The organism is Pantoea sp. X-Soil-OKNW-713 (genome assembly GCF_059730685.1).
On the sequence record NZ_AP035997.1, the window covers coordinates 17,859 to 35,488 of the forward strand.

Below are 17,630 nucleotides of genomic sequence, written 5' to 3' on the forward strand. Positions count from 1 at the left end.
TATGCAACTGATCGAACCACAGACGCTGATTGCCCTCGAGAGCCTGTCGAAAACCTTCGGCGGCAACCGGGCATTAAGTGATATCTCACTGTCGTTAATGGCTGGGGAAGTGCATTGCCTTGCTGGTACTAACGGCTGTGGTAAGAGCACCCTGATTAAAGTGATCTCCGGGGTGCATGCCCCGGATGCAGGTAGCAAAATCATCCTCGGTGACCGTGGCGAACGCTTTCCGCGCCTGACGCCAAAACAGGCGCGCGATTTTGGTGTGCAGGTGATTTATCAGGATCTGTCGCTGTTTCCCAATCTCAGCGTCGCCGAGAACATCGCGTTTGAGCACAACCTCGGTAACCTGCTTGGCTGGTACAGCAAGAAAAAACTGCGTGCCAGCGCTGAGAAAATCATCACCGAACTGAAGTTTGACCTGAATCTCGATGCCAAAGTGGCTGAACTGTCGATTGCACAACGTCAGCAGGTGGCGATTTGTCGTGCGCTGGTGGCGGACGCCCGTCTGGTGATCATGGATGAGCCAACCGCGTCGCTGACCCGCACCGAGGTGAATCAGCTGCTGCGTACCGTGCGTTACCTGAAAGAGAAAAATATCTGCGTGGTGTTTGTCAGCCACCGTCTGGATGAAGTGCTGGAGATCTCCGATCGCGTCACCGTGATCCGTGATGGCCGCAAAATGGGTACCTGGCCTGCCAGCGAAATGGACGGCCATCGCCTGACTGAACTGATGACCGGGCTGACACTCGATTATCACCTGAAAACCCCAACCCTGAATCCACATCGCAAGCTGCTGGAGGTGGAAAACCTCAGTCGCAAAGACCAATACCATGATGTCAGTTTTTCGCTGCATGAAGGCGAAGTGCTGGGGCTGTGTGGCCTGCTGGGTTCCGGGCGTACCGAACTGGCGTTGTCGCTGTTTGGCATGACCAAACCGGACAGCGGCAAGATCTGGCTCGACAGCAAGCCGGTGCGTTTTCGCAACCATGAAGATGCTATCAAATCTGGCATTGGCTACGTCTCAGAAGACCGTCTGACGCTCGGCCTGGTTCAGCAACAGTCGGTCGCCGATAACATGGTGCTGTCGATTCTCGACCAACTGCGCAACCGCTTCCACATCATCGATGAATACCGCAAAAACAAACTGATCCACGACTGGATTCAGCAGTTGGGCGTTCGCGTGGCCGACCCGGAACACGCCATCTCCACGCTCTCGGGGGGGAACCAGCAAAAGATCGTGCTGGCGAAATGGGTGCTGACCCAGCCCAAAATCCTGATCCTCGATTCGCCGACCGTCGGCGTCGATGTCGGCGCCAAGGCGAGTATTTACACCCTGATCCATCAACTGGCGAAAGAGGGGCTGGCGATCATCCTGATTTCCGATGAAGTGCCGGAGGTTTATTACAACTGCGACCGCATTCTGCATTTCCGTGACGGCACCGTGCATGCCGAGTACCAGCCACAACAGGTGGCGCAGCAGCAACTGGCGGAGGTGATTAATGCCTGATTTATCGTTCTTCAAACCCCAGTCGAGTCAGGGCTGGCTGGCCTGGGTGCTGGTGTTCTTCTTCGTAGTGTTCTCCCTCGCCAGTGACCAGTTCCTGACATTGCAGAACCTGCTCGACCTGACGGAAACCTATGCTGTCACCGGCATCTTCGCCCTCGGCCTGTTTGTGGTGCTGGTCACTGGCGGGATCGACATCTCCTTTGCGGCGGTGGCTTCGGTGGTGCAGTACGTCATCGCCTCGTTGTTTGTGCAGTTCGGTTTCGACAATGCCCCGCTCAGCATCCTGCTGGCGATTGCCTGCGGCACGTTGTTTGGGGTGATCAATGCGGTGCTGATCTACTGGCTGCGCATTGTCTCGATCATCATCACCATCAGCATGCAGTCGCTGCTGTTTGGCATGTTGATGTGGATTACCGAGGGACGCAGCCTCTACAACCTGCCGGAGTGGTGGGTGACGCTGCATAACATCCTGCCGTTTAGCGTCCACGGCCAGACCTACCAGATTGGCCTGCCGCTGACCATCATGCTGGTGATTGCCGCCATCACCTGGCTGCTGCTGAACAAAACCCATCTGGGCCGTCAGTTGTACGCCACTGGTGGCGATCAGGAGTCGGCTCGCCGTATCGGCATTCGCGTCGGATTGATCCATATCCTTGCCTACGGTTGGCTGGGCGCGCTGGCGGCGGTGGGTGGCCTGGTACAGGTCTACCGGGTCGGTGAAGTGGTGCCCAATGCGTTGGTTGGCGGCGAGCTGGATGTACTGGCGGCCACGGTGCTGGGGGGGGCCAGTCTGATGGGCGGCAAAGGCACCGTCACCGGGACACTGATGGGGGTCTTCCTGATCGCCATCCTGAAAAACGGCCTCAACCTGGTCGGTGTCTCCAGCTACTTCATGAACATTGTGATCGGCGTGGTGATTATGGTTGCCATCACCGTCACCCATTACAAAAAGCGCAAAGAAACCGACGTCAGCTTCGTCTGATCGGGGAGAGTGTGATGAAACATCTGAATTTTCTGACCAGTGAAAAAGCGCATCCCGGATTGCTGTTGCTGATTGCGCTCGGCGTTGCGGTGTTCAGCATTATGCTGCCGGGCCGCTTCCTGACCGACTCTACTTTTATGAGCATGGCTTTCCAGTTGCCGGAACTGGGCCTGCTGACGCTGGCGATGTTTATCGCCATTCTCAGCGGCGGTCTTAACCTGTGCATCATCGCCACCGCTAACCTGACGGCGCTGTTTATTGCCTGGGTGTTGTTGAACTTTATGCCTGCCGGGGCGGGCACCGGGCTGCAACTGTTGTGGCTACTGATGGCGCTGGTGGGTGCGGCATTGATCGCCACGCTGATTGGGGTGATCACCGGGCTGATGGTCAGCCGGGTTGGGGCGCACCCGATTCTGGTGACGCTGGCCACCATGATGACGGTCAACGGCATTGGTATCTGGCTGACACGCGGCGCCGCCGTCAGTGGTATGCCGGATGTGGTACGTGCACTCGGTGCAGACACCTTCCTGACCATTCCGTTGCCGCTGTGGCTGTTCTTCGCCACCGCCGGACTGATGGCGCTGTTCCTTGGCAAAACCCGTGCCGGTAAATGTATCTACATGGGCGGCAGCAACATCAATGCCACCTGGTTCAGTGGCGTGAATACCCATCGTCTGCTGATTCTGGTCTACGTCATCTCCAGCCTGCTGTGCGTGCTGGCGGGGCTGGTGATGATGGCACGGTTTAACTCGGCGCGTATGGGCTATGGCGACTCTTATCTGCTGATCACCGTGTTGGCGATCATTCTCGGTGGTACGGATCCCAACGGCGGTTTTGGTCGCGTCACTGGCGTGGTGCTGTCGCTGATTGCGCTACAAATCCTCTCCACCGGCTTCAACCTGTTAAATATCAGCCAGCACTTCAGCCTGGCGATGTGGGGTGCGGTACTGATTGTGGTACTGGGCCTGAAGTTCTTTAAAACCAAATTCACTCATTCCCGTGCGGTGCGTCGCAGTACTTTACTTGCACGCCAGGCCGGCCTGACTAAAAAAAAGGAAGTCTGATGCGTACCCAAATTTCTCCCTCTTTGATGTGCATGAACCTGATGGAAATTAAACAGCAGTTGGCCGTGCTCGACACCCGAGCTGATTTCCTGCACATCGACATCATGGACGGTCACTACGTCAAAAACATCACCCTGTCGCCGTTCTTTATCGAGCAGATCCGCCCGCACACCAAAGTGGCGCTCGATGTACATCTGATGGTGGAGGAACCGACCGACTTCATCGAGGTGATTGCCAAAGCAGGCGCGGATTACATCTGCCCGCATGCGGAAACCATCAACCGTGATGCGTTCCGCGTGATTAACCAGATCCGCTCACTCGGCAAGAAAGTGGGTGTGGTGCTGAACCCGGCAACGCCGGTGTCATACATCCATCACTACATCCATCTGCTGGATAAGATCACCGTGATGACCGTTGATCCTGGTTATGCGGGCCAGCCGTTTATCACCGAGATGGTGAAGAAGATTGAGGAGCTGCGCGACCTGAAAGCACGCCACGGCTACAACTATCTGATTGAGATTGATGGCTCCTGCAATCAGCGCACCTACCGTACATTGCTGGAAGCGGGCGCAGAAGTGCTGATTGTCGGCACCTCCGGGTTGTTTAACCTCGATGACAACCTTGAAACCGCCTGGGACCAGATGATGGACAACATCGAGCAGGCAAAAGGTGCGTTACGGGAGTCAGCATGAGTCGAACCTGGCTGGGTATAGATATTGGTGGTACCAGCACCCGGTTGCTCACCCTGCGCGGAGAGGATCAGTGGGCGGGATTTCGCAAATTGCCGACCGCCAGCTGGGCACAGTCAGTCGATGCGCTGGGTGCACTGGCGGGGTTGATTAATGAGGTGCTGGCACAGCAACCGATTGATGGCGTGATGCTCGGCCTGCCGGGCATCCTGAGCCGCGATCGTCAGCATGTGGTGTCGTTACCCTTTATCCAGGCGCTGGACGACACCCCGGTGGCGACGCATCTCAGTGAGATGACCGGTATCCCGGTGGCGATGGATAAAGACGTTAACCATCTGATGTTATGGGATTTAATGCAACTTGATACGCTGCCGGATAACGCCGTGGGTTTATATCTGGGCACCGGCATGGGCAACAGTTTGTGGCTGAACGGTCAGTTCTACCACGGCGAGCACGGCGGCGCGGGCGAGATTGGTCATATCCCGCTGGCAAATAACGATCTGCCCTGTCCGTGCGGGAATCACGGCTGTGCCGAAACCCTGACGTCAGGACACTGGCTGAGCCAGTGGGCGCGTCAGCACTGCGCACAAACCGATATGTCGCAACTGTTCACGCTGCACGGCGATCATCCTGATTTGCAGCAGTTTGTCAGCCGCCTGGCAAAAATCATCGCCAGCGAGATGAACATTATTGACCCGCAATATCTGATCCTCGGTGGCGGCGTGCTGGCCATGAATGATTTTCCGCTGGCGTCGCTGCGCAACCAGCTCGTGCGGCATTTGCGCCCACCGGTAACCCGCAGTGGATTGCGCATGGTAATCAGCCACGCCACCGATCAGACCGGTTGTCGTGGCGCCTGTCTGGCGGCTGCTCGGCAGTTTGGGAGGTAAACATGAAAGGCAAAGTGTGCGTGTTTGGCTCGTTCAACCTCGATATCGTCACCAAGATGTCGCGGTTTCCGCAGCCTGGCGAGTCACTGGTTGCACACAGCAGCATGATGGGGCCGGGCGGTAAAGGCTCGAATCAGGCCACGGCGGCACTGCGAGCCGGTGCCAGGGTGCACTACATCGGCAAGGTCGGTAATGACGACTTCGGTCTGTTCGCCCGTCGCCATCTCGAGAAGACCGGCTTTGACGCCATCACGTTGTTCACCTGCAAAGAAAAACCGACCGGTAACGCGATGATCTACGTGGCCGGTGATGATGCCGAAAACATGATCTCGGTTTATCCCGGCGCCAACCTGATGGTCACGGCGGCGGAGGTGAACCGTTGCCAGCCTACAGTGGCGGCCGCTGACATTTTGCTGGTGCAACTCGAAAACAACCTGAGCGCCATTCAACGGATGGTGGATAACGCCCGTCAGGCGGGAACCTATGTGATTGTGAACCCGGCCCCGTGGCAAAAGGTGAGCGATGCCTTTCTGCGTCATGTTGACCTGCTCACGCCGAACAGCACGGAAGCCGGCCAACTGACCAACACCAAAGTGACCGACCTGGCTTCAGCACAGGTGGCGGCGCAGATCCTGCACGGCAAAGGGGTGCGTCAGTTGATCATCACCCTCGGTATCCAGGGCGCGCTGCTCTCAACCGGTGAACGGATGTTGCTTGTGCCGGTCTTTCCGGCGCAACCGGTGGACAGCACTGGCGCGGGGGATTCCTTTAACGGCGCACTGGCGGCGCGCCTGGCGGCCGGAGAACCGCTGGAGCAGGCGGCGCTGTTCGCTTCGGCGTACGCCTCGGTGTGTGTCGAACGAGCCGGGGCAGCGAACTCAATGCCGCGTTATGACGACGCCGTAAAACGGATGCAGCAATACCCGGAACTGGCGATCAGCGAGATCGGTGTTTCCGCCAGCGCCATACCGAAGAACCGGCAGTACCCTACACAGACAATGCGTTAGTTGGGGGGGGTTACCGAGATGGCGACAGGCATTGAAACCCTGGGTCGGTTAACCCTCGGACAAACCGTGCCACTGTACAACACGCCAGCCAATGTGCGCGTATGCCTTAATAGTCTGTGTCAGACATGCGTTTCCATAAGTGTATAATACTGTGTAGACTACACATGTAACGGTATGGACGGAGGTGCAGTATGCCAAACGCAGTGCTAAAAACACGCAAGCAGAACGTCACACTAACTCTGGAACCCTTGCTACTTCAGCAGGCAAAGGAGGCAGGGTTAAGTTTGTCTCAGCTATTAGCCAATGCGATAGCCGAAAAACTACGTGAAAATGCGGTTGAACAATGGCAGCGGGAAAATACAGATGCCATTTCAGACTTGAACCGACACATGGCGCAAAACGGCGTATTTTCAGACATGCACAGGAAATTTTAACTGATGCAGTATCGGGTGTATAAAAACAAAAATGCGTCTAAGTTTTATCCACTGTTGCTGGATGTACAGAGCGATATTATTGAAAGTATTGATTCGCGCATCGTGATCCCGTTGACCCCAATTGAACTCTATCAGGGAAAAGTTGTGCAGCGTCTAAACCCAACTCTACATGTTGAAGGTAATGATTATCTGATGATGACGCATGAGCTGGCAGGTGTTCAACTCACTGTTCTGGGTACAGAAGTCTGTAGCCTTGCCAGCCAGCGTGAAACGATCAGGACCGCTCTGGATTTCATTATTGACGGATTCTGAACCGCCAGAATTACGGCTTACCCGGCTGCCATATCCCCACATCCTGCGCATCAATTCGTTTTGGCAGCAGTTTCGCAGCATAAAACGCATCGGCAATCTTCTGCTGTTCGCTCAGGTCGCTGCTTTTCACCGGTTCAATCTGGTAGCTGCGCTGAGCATTGGCCTGCTCCACGGTCGCGACGGGTAGATTCCCCCATAACGGTGACAGGATTTTTGCCGCCGCCGCAGGGTGGGCTTTCAGCCATGCCGCTTCCTGATGCAGGGCGTTAAATACCGTGTTCAATACCTGAGAATGCGCTTTAGCGTAAGGCGTCGAAACCAGATAGTAGCGTTGATAGCTCGCCAGACCTTTGCCGCTTACCAACACGCGCGCGTGCTGCTCTACCTTCGCGCTGGTGACGTAAGGTTCCCAACTTACCCAGGCATCAACGCTGCCATTTTCCAGTGCCGCGCGCCCGTCAGCCGGTGTCAGCCAGGCGGTGTTAACATCGCTGAATGTCAGCCCGGCCTTTTGTAAGGCGGCGATCAACAGGTAATGGCTGCCTGCCGCTTTAGTCACTGCGATCTTTTTGCCTTTCAGATCCTGCAACGTTTTAATCGGCGAGTTGGCGGGAACCAGAATGGCCTGCGCCGTGGGTGACGGCGTTTCTCGCGCGTAATAGGTAAGATCGGCTCCTGCGGCCTGAGCGAACACCGGCACGGTATCGGCTACGTCGGCAGAGAGATCGACGTTATTCAGATTCAGTGCTTCAAGCAGCGGCAGACCGCTGGAAAATTCGTGCCAGCTGACTTTTATCCCCTGATCGGCCAACGTCTTGTCCAAATCGCCCCGCTGTTTGATCAGCGTCAGCAGGGTTGACGATTTTTGATAGCCGATACGTAAGGTTTCTTCTGCCTGAGTGGTCAAAGAGAAAAGGGCAGTGAGCAGCAATGCTCCTGCCAGCAATGGACGTCGCGTGTGCATGGCCGTTCCTTTTAATGTTTAACATTAAAAGGAGGGTAAGATGGGGACGGCAGTGTTCCAACTGCCGTGTTGGTATAAGGTTTGCCGGATTTTGACTTAGTAGCGGCGCGATTTATCGCGCAGGTTTTGTCGGACTGCGCGATAAATCGCGCCGCTACGAATTTATGTAATCTGAGGCCCGAAATGATTGCGCTTCCGGGCCGGATATCAGCAATCAGTTGCCCGCAAGCTTACTCACCAGAAGCTTAGCCACTTCTTCTGAACTGGCCGGGTTTTGCCCGGTAACCAGATTGCCATCCTCAACCACAAACGGCATCCAGTCAGCGCCTTTCTGGTAGTGCGCGCCAAGGGCGATAAATTCGTCCTCGATCAGGAATGGCACCACGTCGGTCAGTTCGACGGCAGCTTCTTCGCTGTTGGTAAAGCCCGTCACCTGTTTACCTTTGACCAACGGTTCACCGCTGGCGGCTTTAACATGACGCAACGCGCCCGGCGCGTGGCAGACGAAACCAATCGGTTTACCGGCGCGATCGAAGGATTCAATCAGGTTAATCGACTGAGTAGATTCCGCCAGATCCCACAATGGACCATGACCGCCAGGATAGAACACGGTATCAAACGCGGCCTGATCAACGCTTTCCAGTTTCACCGTCGTTGCCAGCGCCTGTTGCGCGGCCGGATCCGCCTTAAAGCGGTCGGTCATCGCGGTCTGAAAATCGGGCAGGTCGCTTTTCGGATCAAGCGGCGGCTGTCCGCCTGCCGGTGAGGCCAGCACGATCTCTGCTCCTGCGTCTTTAAACACGTAGTAAGGTGCCGCAAACTCTTCCAGCCAGAATCCGGTTTTCTTGCCGGTATTACCCAGCGCATCGTGGGATGTCAGTACCATTAACACTTTCATGATAAATCCTTTTTTTACACAGTAACTTACTGTTGTTGATCGAGCAGGGATGTCAGTAACGCCATCTTGTCCTGATAAGGGGCGCGCAGCCGCAGATTGGTGGTGCCCGCCTCGTCCTGCACCACCACAGGTTTGGCATGGCTGAAGCGGCGGAAACCGTGAATGCCGTGATAGGCGCCGGTACCGGATGGCCCGACGCCGCCGAACGGCAAACTGTCGAGAGAAGCATGGGTCATGACGTCATTAATCACCAATGCGCCCGAGGTGGTGCGTTGTGCCATCTGTTGTTGACGTTGTGCATCGTTACCAAAATAGTAGGCCGCCAGCGGGCGCGGGTGTGCGTTGATGTAATCAATCGCTTCTGCCACCGACGTTGACCAGGTCTTGACAGGCAACAGTGGGCCAAAAATCTCCTCCTGCATCACCGCCATCTCTTCCGTCACCGCCAGAATTAAGTGCGGGGCGATTTTTCTGCTATCGGCATCGAAAGCCGGTTCACCCTCGGGGGCCAGACTGATAATGCGTGCGCCTTTATTTTGCGCATCCACCAGCAGATTGATCAGCCGTTGATAATGGCGATCGCTGATGATAGCGGTGTAATCCGGGTTCGACTGTACGGTCGGGAATGCCTGCTGCATAAAGCTGCGAGCGGCGGTGACAAAGGCGTCTTCGGCACCCTCCGGCAGCAGCAAATAATCGGGAGAGATACAGATTTGCCCGGCGTTAAAGGTTTTGATGGTCAGGGTTCTCGCTGCGGCCAGCGCCGGATCTGCATCCACATCGACCACCACCGGCGATTTACCGCCCAGTTCCAGCGTGACCGGCACAAGATTTTCCGCCGCCGCACGCATAACGTGTTTGCCGACATTGGTGCTACCGGTAAACACCAGATGGTCGAAAGGCAGACGGCTGAAAGCCTGTCCGACATCGGCATCACCCAGCACCACGGTTAGCTCCTGGGGATCAAAATAGCGGGCGACCAGCTCGGCCAGCAGTTCCGAGGTTTTCGGCGTCAGTTCTGAAGGCTTCAACATCGCTGTATTCCCGGCAGCGAACACGCCTGCCAGCGGGCCAAAGGCGAGGTTAATCGGAAAATTCCACGGGCTGATAATGCCGACCACCCCGAGCGGTTGCGGCACAATCCATGCCTGCATGCCCGCTACCGGTACGTCGGCGCTTTCCGCTGCCATCCAGCTTTCAAGATTATCAGCGGAATGTTGCAGCATATTGATGGTGGTGACCAGGTCTGCCGCCATCGTCTGGTAAGCGCTGCGATGGCCGAAATCGGCGCTAATTGCGTTAGCGATCGCAGCATGATTGTCGCGAATCAGCGCGATGCTGCGTAGCAGACGGTCGCGACGTAATGCCGCAGAGGCTGGACCTGCCTGCAAATGGGCGTTTTTCATGCTGTGCAGAATGTGCAGCAACTGCTGATCGTGTTGGGTAGCGTTCATCATGTTGTCCTGTTAAATCGGGTCACTGATTAAGATGCGACGAGCTTACCTGCGCTAGATTTAGCTGGCTAACAAGGCTATTTTGGTGGGGGTATAAATTTATTTATGGGGTCTTATGTCACTGGTCCGTTTGCGTACCTTTATGGAGGTCTACCGTCAGCGTTCAATATCCGGTGCCGCCAGAGCGCTCAATCTGACGCAGCCTGCGGTTTCTCAACATATCAGCGGATTGGAAGTGGCCATCGGCCGACCGTTGTTTGAACGCCAGCCACAAGGGGTCTTGCCCACGCCAGCAGCCGAGGATCTGGCGGCGGATATTGGCAACAGCCTGGACACCGCGGAGTCGGCGCTGGCATCGGCGAGAGCGCGTTCTATGGATGTCAGCGGTACGCTGCAAATCATCGGTCACGCCGATTTTATGGCGGATAAGCTGGCGGGGGAGTTGCTGCCGCTGCTGGAGAGTGGCATCCGGGTTCATATGCATACCGGTGACGGACCGCTGGTGACGCAAATGGTGGTTGAGGGGCATTGCGATTTAGGCATTACGGCCCATCCGGTGACGGATAGCCGATTAAAAGGTGAAGTGATATTTCGCGATAAGGTTCTGGCAGTTGCCTCACCGGGCGTGGCGTCGCGACTGAATGCCAGTGCGGATTTTGCCACTGACTTACTGCGAGAACCGCTCCTCGCGTATAACCTGGAATTGTCGCTGATTGACCACTGGCTGGAAAAAAACCGCATCAGCTACCAGACGCTGCTCCCGGCGATGGTCGGTCAGGATTTACGCGGTCAACGTAGTTTGCTGGTCCAGGGGTTTGGCTGGTCGGTGATGCCGCAGTTTCTGTGCCAACAGCAGATCGAGCAGGGGGCGCTGGTGGCGCTCCACGCCCCGGTGGGGGACACCGAGATTCGCTACAACCTGGTGTGGCTGGCCAGCGCGTTACGTCAGCCCCGAGTCGCCCATGCCCGCCAGACGCTGGTGTGGCGGCTTAACCGGGCCGAGTGACAACTCACCCGCCCGGTCAGGAGATCATTACGGCTGAATCTCCAGCCTGCCGCCTTTGGCGACATAGTTCTTTTGATTGTCAGGACCAATAAAGTCGCTGGCCGGCTTACCCACCAGCAGATTGTCATAGGCTGCTGATTTCACTGGCACATAATTCTCCGCCTTGTCGGGTGAGCCTGTACCCTTGTATTGCGCGATATACGGATAAGGGAAGACCGGTCGGGTGGCTTTTAAGGGAGGCATGGCAGTGGCTAGCGGTGAGCTGGCGCGCTGAACGCCGTGAAATTGCACTTCGGCGCTTGCGTTGCCCGCGGGCATTTTGCCCTGGGGCGGCATCGGCGGCATATCCATGTTTGCCTGTTGAGCTGACTTACCTGTCATCAGCGCTTGCGGTGCAACCTGTTGCTCGGTCCATGCCATCAATGGCGTCAGCAAATCGATCTGATCAAAACCTTCGCCGCCGCCACAGTGGGCCACACCAGGTAACAGGAACAGGCGGATAAACTTCTCCGTGGATTGTTTGCCAAGATAAGCCTCAACGCCACGATAATAGGCGATGGAGAATGCCGGACTGACAGAATCATCCGCCAAACCGTGCCACATAATCAGCTTTCCGCCACGCACCATATAGCGGTTCAGGTTGGTGTTGGCGGCGTTATACAACGGAGCCAGCTGTGCGACCGCCGTGAAGTTCTGCTTGTTCAACGGAAAATCGCGCATCGTGGTGATATTCTGTTTGCCACCCGGCAGCAATACCGATTGCAGCGCGGGCAGTGCCATCATCTCCGACATCGAGTGGCCATTGGCGCTTGCTGGCACCGGCCAACGTAACTCTGACCCCAGGGGCAGACCGGCTGGCACAAATTGATTGCCTGCGCTGTCGTAAGCTCCCCGATAGAGTTTTTCCGCCACACTGATTTCTTCTGCGGTCAGGCAGTCTGATTTATCGCTTTGATTGGCGGCACAGGTCTTCACCCAGTTGGGGGAGAAGGTGCAGGCATACGGATTTGCCAGCAAACCATCGTTGACGCCAGAAAGTGTTGGACAGTGCGCCAGCACCGCACGATGGAGAATCGGCAGGCGGTCTTTCAGTAGGATTGCGCTGCCATCCGCGCGTTGATTGGCGACCACATTCCAGCCGTGGAAAAAGGAGTTTTGGAACTGGAAAAACGCCGCCGGTGCGCCGGCGCTGATGCCATCAAAATCATCCGGGAAGCGTTGTGCTTCCATCAGCGCTTCGCGTCCGCCATCGGAGCAGCCCATAAAGTAGGCGTATTTTTGCGCCTGGCCGTAGTACGCCTGGATCAAGGCTTTGGCCAGTTGCGCGGTGAGATGATTGGCGCGATACGCAAAATCGATACGTTTTTGTGGATCCTCTGCCCAACTGGCATCCATCATGCCGCCGCTATGGCCCATATCTGTCGCTGCAACGACAAACTCGCCCTGAGTGGCGGGCACACAGCCGTTGGCATTCGACAGGCTGAGGTTAATTTGGCCGCATAATCCGCCACAGCCCACTTGCAGAAAACGTTGTGTCCACTGCTGTTGCGGTAGCGCTACCTCAACACCGATCGCCGGTGCGATGTTGGCCTTAACCTGGCAGAATGTCCCTTTATCAGTTTTCAGGGACGTGGCAGATGTGAGGGTGACTTTCTCACCAAGTTTGTCGCTAAAGTTAACGGTCGTTAACTGGCCACAGTCCAGCACCGGCTTCACAATGGCTAAGTTCACGGACGCACTCACCTGCGTCGCAAGTAGCATGACGCCAATGGCGATCAGCCATCCTGAGATTCTGGTTGTTATCGTATTCATGGTATCGGTTCCCGTTTTGTCACCGTGTTGCTGTGGTTTTAATCTGGGAATGATAGCCAGAAGCAAAATTTTAACGTGGATTTTTTCGGTATTTTAACGAATCAATCTGACTAACCTGCGCCCTCAGTTCTGGTCCAGCCAGCCAATAAAAAATCACTAAACGCCGCCACTTGCAGCGGCTGAGAGCATCGCTGCGGATAAACGAACTGCAATCCGACCAGGCGACTATCGTTACGACTGAAACCGATAAAGTGGTCGCCAAACAGAGCTTTTGTTATAAGGCTACGTAAGCGTTTAGGGTAATGAACGCAACCATTCCGCCAGTACTTCAGCGTGATTCTGTGTCGTATTCTTTGTCGCATAAAGCAGCGTGACGTTTCCTTTAGCGACCAACTGACGTCCTTCAGGCGCATGCCCGGCAAGCTCCTGTAAATACGCTTCACGAAACGCGGTGAAATCGATTAAATCAGCATGGAATGCTTTACGTAATTCTGTGGAGGGAGCCAGGTTTTTATTCCACTCATCATATTGAAGATCGGTCTTCTTCATTCCGCGCGGCCAGAGTCGATCGACCAGCACTCGATAGCCGTCCTCAGATGATGCGGGTTCATAAACGCGTTTACAGTGGATCACGTTAATTACTCCCTTTCTTTTTCGTATCTCCTTATTTTATCCATAATTTTAATTGTTCGGTTATTAGCATCAGGATTGGGATAAAGGAGGTAACCTAATGCGATTAGGTGTGTCATTTTGTTTCGGTTATGTCAATTATCGGAATGATTATGATAATTATTCGCATGCTCATTTCTGAGTATGGAAAATAATAACTGGACGTAACAAAATGTCTCACTTAATTGGAAAAAGGAAAACGACCCTTTCATTGCTGATTGGGCTGGTCATCCACAGTGGCTTCTCTCTGGCAGCCGAAACACCATCAAATGTTTTATCGTTACAGGAGCAGGGGGCAGCAACCGCAACTGACGCTGACTCCGCGCAGAAAAGCAAAACCGAACCGACGGTCAATCCGACCAACGAAGACACTATGGTCGTCTCGGCCAAAGCTGAAGAGAAACTGAAGCAGCAGCCTGGTGCATCGCTGATTACCAAAGAAGATTTGGAACGCAATCCGCCGGTCAACGATCTGTCCGAAATCATTCGCAAAATGCCGGGTGTGAACTTAACCGGTAACAGCGCAACCGGTAGCCGTGGTAACAACCGTCAGATTGATATTCGCGGTATGGGGCCAGAAAACACCCTGATCCTGATCGATGGCGTGCCCGTCTCTTCCCGTAGTTCCGTGCGCTACAGCCGCACCGGCGAACGTGACACCCGTGGCGACAGCAATTGGGTTCCGCCGGAAATGGTCGACCATATCGATGTGTTACGTGGCCCGGCGGCGGCACATTATGGTTCCGGCGCGATGGGCGGCGTGGTGAACATCATCACCAAACGTCCCACCAATGACTGGCATGGTTCACTGTCGCTCTACACCAATCAACCGGAAGACAAGGATGAAGGCGCGACCAAACGCATGAACTTCAGCCTGAGCGGTCCACTGGTGGATGATGTGCTCACCATGCGTCTGTACGGCAACATCAACAAAACCGATGCTGATGCCTACGATATTAATACCAACGAAAACGGTTCTTACGCGGCAGGTCGTGAGGGCGTGCGCAACCGCGATATCAACGCGGCGGTGCAGTGGAAGATCAATCCGCAGCAGTATATGGATTTCAACTACGCCTACAGCCGTCAGGGCAATATCTATGCCGGTGATACCCAATACAGCAACAGCAACCTGAGTACCCTGGTGCCGACCTTATACGGTCAGGAAACCAACCGCATGTATCGCCAGGCTTACAGCGTGACCCATAACGGCATCTGGGACTGGGGCCAGTCCAAACTGACCCTGAGCTATGAAGATACCCACAACACGCGCCTGGACGAAGGCTCTACCGGCAAAGTGGAAGGGATGATCAACAGCGACACCTACAACACCAGCCGTTATAAAACCTGGCGCATCAATAATGAGTACACCATCCCCTTCACCCTGCTGGTGGACAATACTCTGACGCTGGGAGCTGAATGGAATAAGGAGCAGCTGGACGATCCGGCATCAATGCAGGAAACGGATGCGACCGGTATCGATATCAACGGTGTATCGGGTGATCCTTCCCAGCGCAGCAGCAAAAACAGCCAGGAACTCAGCGCCATTTACCTGGAAGACACCATTGATGCCTTCGACGCCACCACATTGATTCCGGGCCTGCGTTTTGATTACAGCGATCGCTTCGGCAGCAACTGGAGTCCCAGCCTGAACATTCAGCAGGAATTGGGTGATCACTTCACGCTGAAAGCCGGTATCGCGCGTGTGTTCAAAGCGCCAAACCTGTATCAGTCCAGCGAAGGCTACCTGCTGGCGAGCAGCGGCAACGGTTGTAACATTGGAGGCAGCAACGGCTGCTATCTGATGGGTAATAGCGACCTGAAACCTGAAATCAGCGTCAACAAAGAGGTTGGGCTGCAATGGACTGATGAAGGTTACAGCGCCGGACTGACGTATTTCCGCAACGATTATCAGAACAAAATCGTCGCGGGGGATAATTCGCTGGGTACGGTGAGTGTGGCAAGTTCCTGGTATTCTTCCACTTATGATATCTACCAGTGGCAGAATGGTGGTAAGGCGCTGACGCAGGGCCTTGAAGCCAACCTGACCATTCCGTTGGTGGAAGATACCCTGAACTGGCGTACCAACGCGACTTACATGTTCACCTCGAAATATAAATCGACCGGTAACCCGTTATCGTTGATCCCGAAATATACGGTAAACAGCTGGCTGGATTGGCAGATGACCGATGCACTCTCCGCCACCTTAAGCTGGACCATGTATGGCCGCCAGCATCCGCGTACGACAGCAGAAATTCGTAAGGAAGCCAGCGGATTGTCGGAAAATGAGGTGGGGGCTTACGCCATCTTTGGTGTCGGTATGAACTACCAGTACAACAAGAACCTGCGATTCACTGCCGGTATCAGCAACCTGCTGAACAAGCAAATCTATCGTGAAAACGAAGGCGCTTCGACCTATAACGAACCGGGTCGCGCGTATTATGCAGGTGTGACAACTTCGTTCTGATTACATTGAGCATATGGCCTCATCGTCAATGATGAGGCCACATTTTGAACGGTTTGTCATCTATCCTTCATCAGTCGGAAATATTCCTTTAACCAGATAATCCAATTTTTTATGAATAAGGTGCATCTGTTGCGAATTATGTTTTGCGGCACCCTGCTCACCAAACATATCGGAATGGTCGATCATGGTGAGGATAGGCAGGACCGGATGTTCAAAACCGTCTCGCTCTTCAAATGAAACGACGGCAATGGATCATGTTCATCCGGGTCATCCAGTACGCGGGTATGGTGTAAACCGATATAAAGAGGGACCAGACTACCGTCACCTTTGAGATGGGATTCTTTCAGCCAGCCATGTTGGTGTTTTTCGCCCTGTGAATAGATTCAAACTTCATTGTTTGTTTCCCACAGTTGCTGGAGTTCATCAATATCCTGGAAGTAAGAAAGTACGATCTCATTATCAAAGCCATATTCAGCGCTGATTGCTGTGAATAGGGCGCTGGTTTCAACGTGCGAAATCTTTTTTCTTCTGGCCACGGGTCGTTCCTTCAACCATAAGATTGTCATCCATTCCCAGGACGTCTTTCATGAACTGCGCGCGGCGCTCATCATACGTGCCACCGGCGATACGAACGGTTCCGGCTTTACGGGCCTTAGCCAACATGCCCGAGAGATTTTCAGCATTTACTGGGGTATGTTTCATACATCCTCTTGTTCATTTCTTCGTCACTATACCATATCTGGTGCGGCCCCAAAACCTGGCTTGTCTGTGTTTTATACGATTCATTTTCTGAGGAAGCTTCATGGCGGTTAGCTTTTATGTTGCGCTGCTACCAACCAGTCGAGGGTTTTTTCCATGGTCTGGCGTTCCTGATCGGCCTGCATAATAAAAGGCGCAAGGAGATGGGCACCCGGCGCTGATTTTTCCAGCACGACCAGACTGTCCCCGATGCCATAACCACCATGCGTGATAAACGGAACAATCGTTATTCCCGAGAAATCATGACGCGTTAAAAAAGAACGGACGATGGCAGGCAAACTCATTCCCCAGATTGGATAGCCAAGGTAGATGGTTTTATAACGTTTTATCTCAGCCAGATCATGCAGCAATGGTGGATTAAATCCGTTTTTGCGTTCATCGCTTGCCTGTTCAACCATCTGGAGATAATCAGCCGGGTAGGGTGTTTGCGGCAGGATTTCATGTAGATCGGCTTGCAGGGCGCGCTGAAGAATCCCGGCAATCACCCGCGTGTTGCCGCTGCGTGAATGATAAGCCACCAGCGAATCCGACTGACCGGTGATGATTGCAGCTGCGGCTGGCTGCGTCAGCAGGGAAATACCCGCGAGAAAAGGCAGTAGCTCCCTGCGAGACAGGTTAATGTTATCGTCCATACGACCTCATCATAATTTATCCAACTCAAACAACCTTAAAGGTTAATCTGCGCGGATAAATACACGATTTGCGGCATTATTGAT

At 54.5% G+C, this 17,630-nt stretch carries 17 protein-coding genes; 10 read left to right on the plus strand and 7 right to left on the minus strand.

The window, feature by feature from the left end:
• Position 1 precedes the first annotated feature (1 nt).
• The 8 genes from AC6I8R_RS23725 to AC6I8R_RS23760 all read left to right on the plus strand — a co-directional run bounded on the left by AC6I8R_RS23725 (position 2) and on the right by AC6I8R_RS23760 (position 6,888).
• Positions 2-1,510, plus strand: a complete 1,509-nt coding sequence (locus tag AC6I8R_RS23725; protein ID WP_021186284.1) for a sugar ABC transporter ATP-binding protein — start codon at positions 2-4, stop codon at positions 1,508-1,510.
• On the plus strand, positions 1,503-2,492 hold the full coding sequence (locus AC6I8R_RS23730) for an ABC transporter permease (protein ID WP_021186283.1): 990 nt from the start codon (positions 1,503-1,505) through the stop codon (positions 2,490-2,492). Before AC6I8R_RS23725 ends, AC6I8R_RS23730 begins: the two co-directional genes overlap by 8 nt.
• 14 nt (positions 2,493-2,506) lie before the next feature.
• Positions 2,507-3,556 carry an ABC transporter permease gene (locus tag AC6I8R_RS23735; RefSeq protein ID WP_021186282.1) on the plus strand — a complete coding sequence of 350 codons (1,050 nt, stop codon included), beginning with the start codon at positions 2,507-2,509 and terminating at the stop codon, positions 3,554-3,556.
• Positions 3,556-4,248 (plus strand): D-allulose 6-phosphate 3-epimerase, encoded by a 693-nt coding sequence (gene alsE / locus AC6I8R_RS23740; protein ID WP_021186281.1) that lies wholly within the window; start codon positions 3,556-3,558, stop codon positions 4,246-4,248. The genes AC6I8R_RS23735 and alsE overlap by 1 nt, the downstream gene beginning before the upstream one ends.
• Positions 4,245-5,135, plus strand: a complete 891-nt coding sequence (gene alsK / locus AC6I8R_RS23745) for an allose kinase (RefSeq protein ID WP_497833071.1) — start codon at positions 4,245-4,247, stop codon at positions 5,133-5,135. Before alsE ends, alsK begins: the two co-directional genes overlap by 4 nt.
• A gap of 2 nt (positions 5,136-5,137) precedes the next feature.
• The gene (locus AC6I8R_RS23750) at positions 5,138-6,142 is read left to right on the plus strand and encodes a ribokinase (RefSeq protein WP_415174567.1); all 1,005 of its coding nucleotides are present in this window, start codon (positions 5,138-5,140) and stop codon (positions 6,140-6,142) included.
• 191 nt (positions 6,143-6,333) lie between these two features.
• The gene (locus tag AC6I8R_RS23755; protein WP_036624317.1) at positions 6,334-6,576 is read left to right on the plus strand and encodes a type II toxin-antitoxin system CcdA family antitoxin; all 243 of its coding nucleotides are present in this window, start codon (positions 6,334-6,336) and stop codon (positions 6,574-6,576) included.
• A 3-nt stretch (positions 6,577-6,579) separates the two neighbouring features.
• A complete protein-coding gene (locus AC6I8R_RS23760; RefSeq protein WP_021182259.1) occupies positions 6,580-6,888 on the plus strand; it encodes a CcdB family protein in 309 nt (102 codons plus the stop codon).
• A gap of 10 nt (positions 6,889-6,898) precedes the next feature.
• Here AC6I8R_RS23760 and AC6I8R_RS23765 read toward each other — a convergent pair whose 3' ends face one another.
• From AC6I8R_RS23765 to AC6I8R_RS23775, 3 genes are all read right to left on the minus strand, one after another.
• The gene (locus tag AC6I8R_RS23765) at positions 6,899-7,852 is read right to left on the minus strand and encodes an aliphatic sulfonate ABC transporter substrate-binding protein (protein WP_021182260.1); all 954 of its coding nucleotides are present in this window, start codon (positions 7,850-7,852) and stop codon (positions 6,899-6,901) included.
• 214 nt (positions 7,853-8,066) lie between these two features.
• Positions 8,067-8,750 (minus strand): type 1 glutamine amidotransferase domain-containing protein, encoded by a 684-nt coding sequence (locus AC6I8R_RS23770; protein ID WP_497833072.1) that lies wholly within the window; start codon positions 8,748-8,750, stop codon positions 8,067-8,069.
• Between the two features lie 26 nt (positions 8,751-8,776).
• A complete protein-coding gene (locus AC6I8R_RS23775; protein ID WP_497833163.1) occupies positions 8,777-10,204 on the minus strand; it encodes a coniferyl aldehyde dehydrogenase in 1,428 nt (475 codons plus the stop codon).
• 115 nt (positions 10,205-10,319) lie between these two features.
• Between AC6I8R_RS23775 and AC6I8R_RS23780 the strand changes: the two genes are divergently transcribed.
• Positions 10,320-11,210: a LysR family transcriptional regulator gene (locus tag AC6I8R_RS23780; RefSeq protein ID WP_415175578.1), complete on the plus strand. Its 891-nt coding sequence runs from the start codon at positions 10,320-10,322 to the stop codon at positions 11,208-11,210.
• Between the two features lie 27 nt (positions 11,211-11,237).
• Here the strand turns inward: AC6I8R_RS23780 and AC6I8R_RS23785 are convergent, their stop codons facing one another.
• On the minus strand, positions 11,238-13,022 hold the full coding sequence (locus AC6I8R_RS23785; protein ID WP_497833073.1) for a tannase/feruloyl esterase family alpha/beta hydrolase: 1,785 nt from the start codon (positions 13,020-13,022) through the stop codon (positions 11,238-11,240).
• A 294-nt stretch (positions 13,023-13,316) separates the two neighbouring features.
• Positions 13,317-13,655 carry a DUF488 domain-containing protein gene (locus AC6I8R_RS23790; RefSeq protein WP_497833074.1) on the minus strand — a complete coding sequence of 113 codons (339 nt, stop codon included), beginning with the start codon at positions 13,653-13,655 and terminating at the stop codon, positions 13,317-13,319.
• 208 nt (positions 13,656-13,863) lie between these two features.
• Here AC6I8R_RS23790 and AC6I8R_RS23795 point away from each other — a divergent pair, with 208 nt between their 5' ends.
• Positions 13,864-16,155: a FepA family TonB-dependent siderophore receptor gene (locus AC6I8R_RS23795; RefSeq protein ID WP_497833075.1), complete on the plus strand. Its 2,292-nt coding sequence runs from the start codon at positions 13,864-13,866 to the stop codon at positions 16,153-16,155.
• 504 nt (positions 16,156-16,659) lie between these two features.
• Here AC6I8R_RS23795 and AC6I8R_RS23800 read toward each other — a convergent pair.
• Both AC6I8R_RS23800 and AC6I8R_RS23805 read right to left on the minus strand, forming a co-directional pair.
• Positions 16,660-16,857, minus strand: a complete 198-nt coding sequence (locus AC6I8R_RS23800; protein WP_021182267.1) for a hypothetical protein — start codon at positions 16,855-16,857, stop codon at positions 16,660-16,662.
• A gap of 107 nt (positions 16,858-16,964) precedes the next feature.
• On the minus strand, positions 16,965-17,546 hold the full coding sequence (locus tag AC6I8R_RS23805) for a flavodoxin (protein ID WP_497833076.1): 582 nt from the start codon (positions 17,544-17,546) through the stop codon (positions 16,965-16,967).
• Between the last annotated feature and the right edge of the window lie 84 nt (positions 17,547-17,630).

Excerpts from the sequence above, each read along its gene's own strand:
- AC6I8R_RS23725 (WP_021186284.1), top strand. The coding sequence starts at position 2 with ATGCAACTGATCGAACCACAGACGCTGATTGCCCTCGAGAGCCTGTCG.
- AC6I8R_RS23730 (WP_021186283.1), top strand. The coding sequence starts at position 1,503 with ATGCCTGATTTATCGTTCTTCAAACCCCAGTCGAGTCAGGGCTGGCTG.
- AC6I8R_RS23735 (WP_021186282.1), top strand. The coding sequence starts at position 2,507 with ATGAAACATCTGAATTTTCTGACCAGTGAAAAAGCGCATCCCGGATTG.
- alsE (WP_021186281.1), top strand. The coding sequence starts at position 3,556 with ATGCGTACCCAAATTTCTCCCTCTTTGATGTGCATGAACCTGATGGAA.
- alsK (WP_497833071.1), top strand. The coding sequence starts at position 4,245 with ATGAGTCGAACCTGGCTGGGTATAGATATTGGTGGTACCAGCACCCGG.
- AC6I8R_RS23750 (WP_415174567.1), top strand. The coding sequence starts at position 5,138 with ATGAAAGGCAAAGTGTGCGTGTTTGGCTCGTTCAACCTCGATATCGTC.
- AC6I8R_RS23755 (WP_036624317.1), top strand. The coding sequence starts at position 6,334 with ATGCCAAACGCAGTGCTAAAAACACGCAAGCAGAACGTCACACTAACT.
- AC6I8R_RS23760 (WP_021182259.1), top strand. The coding sequence starts at position 6,580 with ATGCAGTATCGGGTGTATAAAAACAAAAATGCGTCTAAGTTTTATCCA.
- AC6I8R_RS23765 (WP_021182260.1), bottom strand. The coding sequence starts at position 7,852 with ATGCACACGCGACGTCCATTGCTGGCAGGAGCATTGCTGCTCACTGCC.
- AC6I8R_RS23770 (WP_497833072.1), bottom strand. The coding sequence starts at position 8,750 with ATGAAAGTGTTAATGGTACTGACATCCCACGATGCGCTGGGTAATACC.
- AC6I8R_RS23775 (WP_497833163.1), bottom strand. The coding sequence starts at position 10,204 with ATGAACGCTACCCAACACGATCAGCAGTTGCTGCACATTCTGCACAGC.
- AC6I8R_RS23780 (WP_415175578.1), top strand. The coding sequence starts at position 10,320 with ATGTCACTGGTCCGTTTGCGTACCTTTATGGAGGTCTACCGTCAGCGT.
- AC6I8R_RS23785 (WP_497833073.1), bottom strand. The coding sequence starts at position 13,022 with ATGAATACGATAACAACCAGAATCTCAGGATGGCTGATCGCCATTGGC.
- AC6I8R_RS23795 (WP_497833075.1), top strand. The coding sequence starts at position 13,864 with ATGTCTCACTTAATTGGAAAAAGGAAAACGACCCTTTCATTGCTGATT.
- AC6I8R_RS23800 (WP_021182267.1), bottom strand. The coding sequence starts at position 16,857 with ATGAAACATACCCCAGTAAATGCTGAAAATCTCTCGGGCATGTTGGCT.
- AC6I8R_RS23805 (WP_497833076.1), bottom strand. The coding sequence starts at position 17,546 with ATGGACGATAACATTAACCTGTCTCGCAGGGAGCTACTGCCTTTTCTC.